This window comes from Streptomyces sp. NRRL B-24572 (genome assembly GCF_002156145.1).
Lineage (GTDB): Bacteria > Actinomycetota > Actinomycetes > Streptomycetales > Streptomycetaceae > Streptomyces > Streptomyces vietnamensis.
In genome coordinates, this window is sequence record NZ_MWIG01000764.1 from 1 (window position 1) to 7,784 (window position 7,784).

9 protein-coding genes and 1 pseudogene are annotated in these 7,784 nt (G+C 72.8%); 5 read left to right on the forward strand and 5 right to left on the reverse strand.

Annotated elements, in window-relative coordinates; all coding sequences use genetic code 11:
* The first annotated feature begins 76 nt into the window (after positions 1–76).
* Positions 77–427: an antibiotic biosynthesis monooxygenase gene (locus tag CCN56_RS35395; protein ID WP_086831881.1), complete on the forward strand. Its 351-nt coding sequence runs from the start codon at positions 77–79 to the stop codon at positions 425–427.
* Positions 428–560: 133 nt separating this feature from the next.
* Here the strand turns inward: CCN56_RS35395 and CCN56_RS43635 are convergent, their stop codons facing one another.
* Together CCN56_RS43635 and CCN56_RS35405 are read right to left on the reverse strand one after the other, a co-directional pair.
* The gene (locus CCN56_RS43635; RefSeq protein ID WP_218779484.1) at positions 561–1,304 is read right to left on the reverse strand and encodes an anti-sigma factor; all 744 of its coding nucleotides are present in this window, start codon (positions 1,302–1,304) and stop codon (positions 561–563) included.
* Between the two features lie 5 nt (positions 1,305–1,309).
* On the reverse strand, positions 1,310–1,876 hold the full coding sequence (locus CCN56_RS35405) for an RNA polymerase sigma factor (protein ID WP_086831887.1): 567 nt from the start codon (positions 1,874–1,876) through the stop codon (positions 1,310–1,312).
* Between the two features lie 183 nt (positions 1,877–2,059).
* Here CCN56_RS35405 and CCN56_RS35410 point away from each other — a divergent pair, with 183 nt between their 5' ends.
* A complete protein-coding gene (locus CCN56_RS35410; protein WP_179200102.1) occupies positions 2,060–2,551 on the forward strand; it encodes a copper-binding protein in 492 nt (163 codons plus the stop codon).
* A complete protein-coding gene (locus CCN56_RS35415) occupies positions 2,541–2,996 on the forward strand; it encodes a hypothetical protein (protein ID WP_143664723.1) in 456 nt (151 codons plus the stop codon). The genes CCN56_RS35410 and CCN56_RS35415 overlap by 11 nt, the downstream gene beginning before the upstream one ends.
* Here CCN56_RS35415 and CCN56_RS35420 read toward each other — a convergent pair.
* The 3 genes and pseudogenes from CCN56_RS35420 to CCN56_RS35430 form a co-directional block, all read right to left on the reverse strand.
* Positions 2,926–3,162: pseudogene (locus tag CCN56_RS35420) on the reverse strand (response regulator transcription factor); the annotation flags it as partial. The gene CCN56_RS35415 and the pseudogene CCN56_RS35420 overlap by 71 nt on opposite strands.
* 346 nt (positions 3,163–3,508) lie before the next feature.
* Positions 3,509–3,790, reverse strand: a complete 282-nt coding sequence (locus CCN56_RS35425; RefSeq protein WP_086831883.1) for a hypothetical protein — start codon at positions 3,788–3,790, stop codon at positions 3,509–3,511.
* A gap of 372 nt (positions 3,791–4,162) precedes the next feature.
* The gene (locus tag CCN56_RS35430) at positions 4,163–5,335 is read right to left on the reverse strand and encodes a cytochrome P450 (RefSeq protein ID WP_143664724.1); all 1,173 of its coding nucleotides are present in this window, start codon (positions 5,333–5,335) and stop codon (positions 4,163–4,165) included.
* Between the two features lie 255 nt (positions 5,336–5,590).
* Here CCN56_RS35430 and CCN56_RS35435 point away from each other — a divergent pair, with 255 nt between their 5' ends.
* Together CCN56_RS35435 and CCN56_RS35440 are read left to right on the forward strand one after the other, a co-directional pair.
* Entirely contained in the window at positions 5,591–6,817 is a 1,227-nt protein-coding gene (locus CCN56_RS35435; RefSeq protein WP_086831885.1) for a cytochrome P450, read from the forward strand.
* 11 nt (positions 6,818–6,828) lie between these two features.
* Positions 6,829–7,584, forward strand: coding sequence for a class I SAM-dependent methyltransferase (locus CCN56_RS35440; RefSeq protein WP_086831886.1), 756 nt, complete (start codon positions 6,829–6,831; stop codon positions 7,582–7,584).
* The last annotated feature ends 200 nt before the right edge of the window (positions 7,585–7,784 follow it).

Consider the following 7,784-nt stretch of genomic DNA (forward strand, 5'->3'; position numbering starts at 1 on the left):
CGCTAGACCGCAGAGGGGTCCATGTTCGACGCCCTCGGCGCCGCAGGACGACCTACAGCGAGAGGAAGTACCGAAGATGGCCAAGCTGCAGAGCCTGGACCCGAACACGCCGATGTTCGCGCAGTTCAAGGAGAAGACCGGGCCCATCGTCCTGGCCAACACCTTCTTCGTCCCGGAGGAGAGGGCCGAAGCGTTCCTGGCCCTCTTCCGGAGGCAGGCGGAGTTCATGAAGGCTCAGCCGGGATTCGTCTCCCTGCAGATGCACAAGGGAACGGCGGACAGCCGCCTTCTGATGAACGTCGCGGTCTGGGAGTCGACCGAGGCTCTCGCCACGGCGTTCGGCAGCCCGGAGTTCCAGCGCATGGCCGCCGAGTTCCCCGACGACGTCGTGTCGTACCCGCACATCTTCGAGCAGGTCGACGCATGACGATGGATGACACCGCAGCCGTAGAGGCGTGACACGAGGAAGCGGACACCTGCCGGACACGGGCCGGTGCCCACTCCCTCCGCTTCCCTCCTCCGTACCGATCCGGATGTGATGAAGGAGCGTACGCGTATGGTCAGTTGACTTCCGATGCGGTGAAGTGGGCCGTCGCCAGGACGGTTCCGTCCGCGGCCACAAGACGGGCGCCGCTCAGCGTGCCGGGGTCCACGGGGGACGGGGCTCCCCAGTAGCCGTAACCGGCCCTGAGGGGGAACGAGCCGAGCGGGACGGTGGAGCCGTCGGCCCGCAGCAGGAGGCACCGCACCGGTCCGTCGACCGCCCGTACGTCCCCGAGGTCGACCGACATGTACACCCAGCCGTTCCCGCCCTCGGCGTCCGCCGGGTGCGCGTAGATCCGGCCCACCTCCCGGCCGTCCCCGACCCGCTCGGGGGAGGTCAGGGCCGCCTCCAGGACGTGCGGCCCGGGGGCCACCACCGGGGGCGCGCCCTCCACCACGGTGCCGACCGCCCAGCCGCCGAACCCGAGGGCCAGGGCCGCGGTCACGCCCGCCGCGGCGAGCCGGAAGCGGCGCCACCGCGTGCGGTGCCGTCCCACCGCCGGGGCCGCCGGGGCCGCCGGGGCCGCCGGGGCCGCCGGGGCGGTGGCCATCGCCCGTACCACCCGGCTCTCGAAACCCACCGGCGGCTCCGCCCCCGGCAGCAGCGCGAGCAGCCCGTCCCCGACCGCCGTCAGCCGTTCCACGTACGCGCGGCAGTCCGGGCAGCGGTCCAGGTGGGCCACCGCCTCGGCCCGCTCGCGCGCGGGAAGGATCCCGAGCGCCAGCTCGGCGCCCTCCTCGCGCAGCCGCTCGCAGTCCATGCCGCTCACCGTGTCTCCTCGCTCTCCAGGAGCGCCCGCACCTTGATCGTCCCCGTCCTGATCCGGGTCTTCGCCGTGCCCAGGGGGATGCCCTCGAAGGCGGCGATCTCCCGCGCCGTCATCCCGTAGATCCCGGCCATCACGAGGGCCCGCGCCTGCTCCCGGGGCAGCGCCGCCACCGCCCGCCGGACCCGCTCGGCCGCGTCGTCGGCGAGCGCGCGCCGCTCCGGCGTCTCCGAGACGATCCCGACCAGCGTCTCCAGGTCCTCCGGGGCCACCGGGATCGCGCGCCGGGCCCGTACCGCGTCGATCGCCAGGTTGTGGGCGATGGCCGTCAGCCAGGTCCGTACGGAGCCGCGCCGGCCGTCGTACACCTGGGCGTGCCGCCAGGCCCGCTCGAAGGTCTGCTGTGCCACGTCCTCCGCGAGCCGCGGATCGCCGACCACGGCGACCGCCACCCCGTAGACGGAGCGCTGGAAACGGCGCACGAACGCCACCGCGATCTCCGGATCGCCCGTGGCGAGTCCGGAGAGCAGTGCCTCGTCGGGAACCCGCTCCAGCGGAAGACCCATGCGTCCCACACCCGTGGTACGTCCGAAGTCCCCGAAGGGATCGTCCGAGCCCATTGCTCCGAGCCCATTTGCTCCGAGCCCATTGTCCGCCCGGACCCGCAATCCCGGCGCGGTCCGGCGCCGTACCCCCTGTGGGACCGAACCGGAGGACCGGTCCGGTGGACCGAACCGGAGGACCGAACGATGACGAAGACACGTACCCGCGCGCTGCTCGCCCTGCCGGCCGCCGCGCTGGCCGGCCTCCTCGCCGCCTGCGGAGGCGGCGACGGCGGTTCGAGCAGCGGTACGACCACCCCGCCTCCCGCCCAGAAGAGCACGGCCCCCGCGGGCGCGACCCGGGTGACCGCCGACCTGGCCGACTTCAGGATCACGCTGTCCCGGCAGACCTTCACTCCCGGCACGTACACCTTCGTCGCGAAGAACACCGGGCATCACGACCACGCCCTGGAGGTCGAGGGCCCGGGCGGCGAGAACCGCTCCAGCACCGTCTCGCCGGGCGGGTCCACCACCCTCACGGTGACCCTGAAGGACGGGAAGTACGAGATCTACTGCCCCGTCGACGGACACAAGGACCTGGGCATGAAGACCGAGATCACGGTGGCCGGCGCCCCCGTCAACAAGCCCGGCACTCCCAGCTCCCCCACCTCTCCCAGCTCTCCCGGCAATGGCTACTGACCGGACCCGCCGCGCCGCCGTGCTCGTGCTGCGGACGGCCGCCGCGGGACTGACCGCGACGATGGGCGCCATCCACCTCTCGCTGTGGGCCGACGGCTACCGCGACCTGGCCACCGTCGGCGGCCTGTTCCTGCTGAACGGCGTCCTCGGCTGCCTCCTGGCCGTCGCCCTGCTCCTCACCCCGTACCGCTGGCTCGGACCGGTCGCCGCCGCCACCGCGCTGTTCACCGCGGGCACCCTCGGCGCGCTCTTCCTCAGCCTCACGACGGGCCTGTTCGGCTTCGAGGAATCGGCGGACGCGGATCTCGTCCGCCCGACCATCGCGGTCGAGACGGCGGGCATCCTCGTCCTGACCACCCTGGCGGTGGCCGCGCTCAGCCACCGCCACCACCACCCGCGGGATCGGGGCGAGCTGCATGAACGAGCCCCGACTCGTAGGCGCTGATCACCAGTTGCGCGCGGTCGCGCGCCCACAGCTTGGTCAGCAGCCGGCCGATGTACGTCTTGACGGTGCCGTCGCTGAGGCACAGGTACGCGGCGATGTCGGCGTTGGAGAAGCCGCGTGCCACAAGCAGCAGGACCTCGCGCTCGCGCTCCGTGAGCTCCTCCAGCGAGGAGCTCGCCGCACGGTGGGCCCGGGGCGGTGTCGACGAGCACCCGTAAGCTGCCCGGGAGCAGCGACTGGTCGTCGGTGACGAGTACCCGGATCGGTGAAGTCGAGGCGCAGGCGCAGCAGTACGCCGGTGAGCACCAGGAGGGGCCCGACGACGAGGGACGCGCCGCCCACCCAGCGTCCCGGGAAGACGGGGGGGCAGCGCTGTGGTTGCCGGAGTCGTGACGGTCATGGGGTCACGATGCCGCCGCCGTCCGCCCCGCGTCGTCGGAGCAGGGGCCCCACGTGCGGATCGGACCGTGGTCGTACGGTCCTGCTCGGTGTACGCCTCCGGGACCGCCGTTTCAGGCGCTGTTGGCGTCCAGGAGGCGGCGGGTGCGGTCGCTCGCGCCGCTGAGCGTGAGGGGGACGCCGAGGCCGGCGCACATGCGGTGGGCGCGGGCGAGGGCGCTGAGGGTGGCGGGGCTGGGGTCGGCGGCCGGGACCGCGATGACCACCCGGGCGGGCCGGTGCTCCTGGACGAGGGCCTGGATCTGGAGGGCGGCCGCGGCACGGTTGGTGACGTCCAGGTCGCGGTGGAGCGTCACGTGCAGGGCGTCGTGACGTACGGCGTGGCTGATGAGCAAGGTGTCCCTCCGCGCAGGAGACGAAGAAGGCCCACTGCGGGACGTCGGCGTGGGCGGTTCGTCCGAGGATGTCACGACCGGCGGCCCGATGGCGTTCTCGTGGCGTTCACCGCGCGGAGTGTCCGTCCGCGCGGACCCGGGGATCTTCCTCGCGGAGCCGTGGGCCGTCCTCGCGGAGCCGGGGGCATGTACATGAATCGCCGGAGACGTGCTGCCGGTCGTCGTGGGATTCCTCGGGTACGGCGGTGGAAAGGGCCGGAGCCCGAGCCGCGCAGCGGGCTCGGGCTCCGGCGGGGTGCACGTGAGCCGTGCACCGGCGTGCCGCCCGCCTCCCGGACGGGCGTCACGCTCGCTGGTTTCAGTGCCAGTACTTCATGGTCGAACCTCCTCCCCCGCTCGCGGGCGCAGCGTGACCTCGAAGCGGTCGAGACCGCGGAGGGTCAGATTGCGCCGGTGGTCCGGTTCCGCGACGGCCCGTGCGTCCGGGTAGTCCCTGGCCAGGGCCCCGAGGACCGATCCGGCGAGCCGGATCGCCATGGACGCGCCCAGACAGGCATGGGCCCCGCGTCCGAACCCGAGGTGCGGGTTCGGGGCGCGGTCGAGTCGCAGTTCTGTGGGGTGGTCGAACCGCAGCGGGTCGTGGTTGGCCGCGCCCAGGAAGAGCGTGACCGGATCACCCGCCTTGAGGGTGACGCCACCCAGTTCGGTGTCGGTGACGCAGACCCGGGCGTCCGCCTGGACGGGTGCGTCGTACCGGATGAGTTCGTCCACGGCCGTGGCCGGGGTCGCCCGGAACGCGTCGAGCGCGCCGGGGGTGGTGAGGAGGGCGGCCGCGGCGTTGCCGAGGAGCCGTGAGGCGGATTCGTAGCCGGCGTGGAGGACGGCGCGCAGACTGTTCCGCAGAACCGTTTCCGCCACGCCGCTGTCCGCCGCGTGCTCGGCGACGTACGCGATGAGCCCTTCCTTGGGCGGATCCGCGAGCCACCCGCCGGCGTACTCCGCGAGCTGCGCCCGGGCCGCGACGGCCGGCTCGTGCTTCTCGGGCCAGAGCCCGGCGTCCATGCCGTCGACGACGGTACGGGACATGGGCACGAACCAGTCGAGCTCGGGCGCCGGGACGCCGAGGAAGGCGGTGACGAAGCGCAGGGCGACCGGTTCGGCGAGCTCTCCGACGAGGTCGAAGGAGGGTCGGTCGGCCAACTCGGCGAGCAGGTCCGCGATTCCGTGCTCCAGGCCGTCGTGCAGGGCCTGGCGGTCCTGTGCGCGGAAGCCGTCGAGCAGCAGGTGCCGGATGGCGGTGTGCTCCGGCGGATCGAGGGTCTGGACGCTCAGCAGGGGCGCGGGGATGTCCTCGCCGGCGCGGCGCCAGTCGGAGGCGAAACGGTTGCTGTCCGTGAGCACCGCGAGGCAGTCGGCATGGCGGGTCAGGACCCAGGAGCCGAGCAGTTCGTGCCAGAAGACCGGGGTGGTCTCCCGCAGTCGGGCGTACGCCGGGTAGGGGTTCCGCAGGATCGACGGACGGGCCAGATCCAGAATCGGGTCCACGGCTGCCGCTTGCTCCACGAAACGTCTCCCCCTGCGCATCGGGCCTGGTTGAGGCCTTGGCTGCTTTCCGAGTCGATCGTGCGAGACGCCGGATCACCGGTGGGTGGAACGCCTCGCTGGTGCTTCACCGACTGTTGGTCGGTGCTTCTTCGAACATCATCCGAGCCGAGCGCCGGTGACGCTACCACGCAACTGGGGCGGCTGGTATGACTACCTGCCACAGATCTTTCACAAAGCTTCGGGGAGTTACGGAAGATGACCGGTCAAGACCAGACAATCGTCCACGATGTCCCGGTAAACGTTGCTCAACAGCCCAACCCCTACCCGCTGTTCGAGCGCATTCGCGAGCACGGTGTCGTCCAGCGCGTCCGGCTGAATCCCACCCTTGAAGTCTGGATGGTCACCGGCTACGACGAGGCGGTGGCTGCGCTCACCGACCCGCGCCTCAGCAGCAGCCCCGTCGGGGTCAACGGCCTCGCGGAGGAGATGGCCCACCAGGAGCGCACCAACGTCCTGATGACCAGCATGCTCGTGGCCGACGGCGAGGACCACACCCGGCTGCGCAACCTCGTCTCGAAGGCCTTCACCTTCCGCCGCGTGGAGGCGCTCGCGCCCCGCGTCCAGGCGCACACCGACGCCTTCCTCGACGCGATCGCCCCGCGCGGATCCGCCGATCTGGTCTCCGAGTTCGCCCTGCCGCTGCCGATGGCCGTGCTCAGCGAGCTCATCGGCATCCCGGCCGAGGGGCAGCCCGACTTCGCCCGCCTCGCGGTCGGCCTCATCATGCCGCCCAACACCCCGGAGCGGCTCGCCAAGGGAGCGAAGGCACGCGCCGAACTCACCGAGTTCTTCGAGCCGTTGATCGCCGCGCGCAAGGCGGACCCGAAGGACGACCTGCTGAGCGCGCTCTGCGCCGCGCAGGCCGAGGAGAAGATCAGCGACCGCGAGCTGACGGCCATGGCCATCCTGCTCACGCTCGCCGGCCACGAGACGACGGCGAGCCTCATCGCGAACGGCGTCCACGCCCTGCTCCGGCACCCGGAGCAGTTCGCCGCTCTACGCGACGACCCCTCGCTGCTGCCCGGGGCGATCGAGGAACTCCTGCGCTACGAGGGCCCGGTGAGCCGGGGCGTCGCGCGCTTCACGGTCGACGCGTACGAGATCGGCGGGGTCACCGTCCCGCCCGGCGAGATGATCATCATCGGGCTCGCCGCGGCCAACCGTGACCCGGCGCGCTACGACCGTCCCGACATCCTCGACGTGGCCCGTCGCGAAGTCCCGCAACAGCTCGCTTTCGGCCATGGTGTGCACTTCTGCCTGGGCGCTCCGCTGGCCCGCGCGGAGGCCAGGATCGCCATCGGCACCCTGCTGCGGCGCTTCCCCGACCTCCGGCTCGCCGACCCGGACGCGGACCTGAGCCGGCGCGAGGGCATCCTGCGCGGCATGGCGACGCTGCCCGTGACCTTCACTCCGCAGGCGTGAGGGGGGCGAGGGTGGTGGCCGCGGAGTTCGACGAGATCGCCCCGGGGTACGACGAGTCGCGCGGCGGCACGGAACGGGCGGCGGGCTTCGCGGGGATGCTCGCGCCGCTGCTCGACCCCGCCCGCCCCGTGCTCGACATCGGCGTGGGCACCGGGATCGTCGCGGCCGAACTGGCCGAGCTCGGGCACACGGTGCACGGCCTCGACCTCTCGCCGGGGATGCTCGCCCGGGCGCGCGCCCGGCTCGGCGCACGGGTCGCGGTGGCCGACGCCTGCCGACTGCCCGTGCGGAGCGGGTCGGTGGACCAGGCCGTGTCGACCTGGCTGCTGCACGCGGGACCGGACAACCGGGCCGTCCTGGCCGAGGTCGCGCGGATCCTGCGGCCGGGCGGGCGCTATCTGGTGATCCCGGCGGGCGGGACGCGCCCGACGGACGACATCGGTGTCCTCGTCGGGGAGTTGGAGGACCGCCTCGATCCGGACGGCAGCCGCCGCGACGGTCCGGAGTGGCTGGCCCCGATCGCCGCGGCGCACGGCCTCGTCTACGAGGGGACGGCGTCGGAGCGCCCCACGTCGTTCGCCGTGTCGCCGCGGGCGATGGCCGAATCGCTGACGCGGGGTCTGTTCACCGGGGCGTGGGCGGTGGGCGGCGAGGCCATGCGCCTGGTCGACGAAACCCGCTCCCGCCTCCTCGCGCTTCCGGACCCGGAGGTCCCCCGCGTCCGGAAGTCGGCGGACGTGGTGCTGACGTTCACCCGACGGCCCTGACGCCCGGGCCCCGTTACGGGCCGCGCCCGCCCCGTTGCGGGCGGCGCCCGCCCCGTTGTGGGCAATCGTTCCGCGGGGTGGAACGGGTGGGCACAACGGACGGCGCCCCTGCCGGCGCCGGAGGCTTCCGTGTCCGTACCCGCACGTGCGGTGCGGCGCGCTGGTGGTGCGGGTTCGGGCGCGGAACGCCTGGGCCCGGC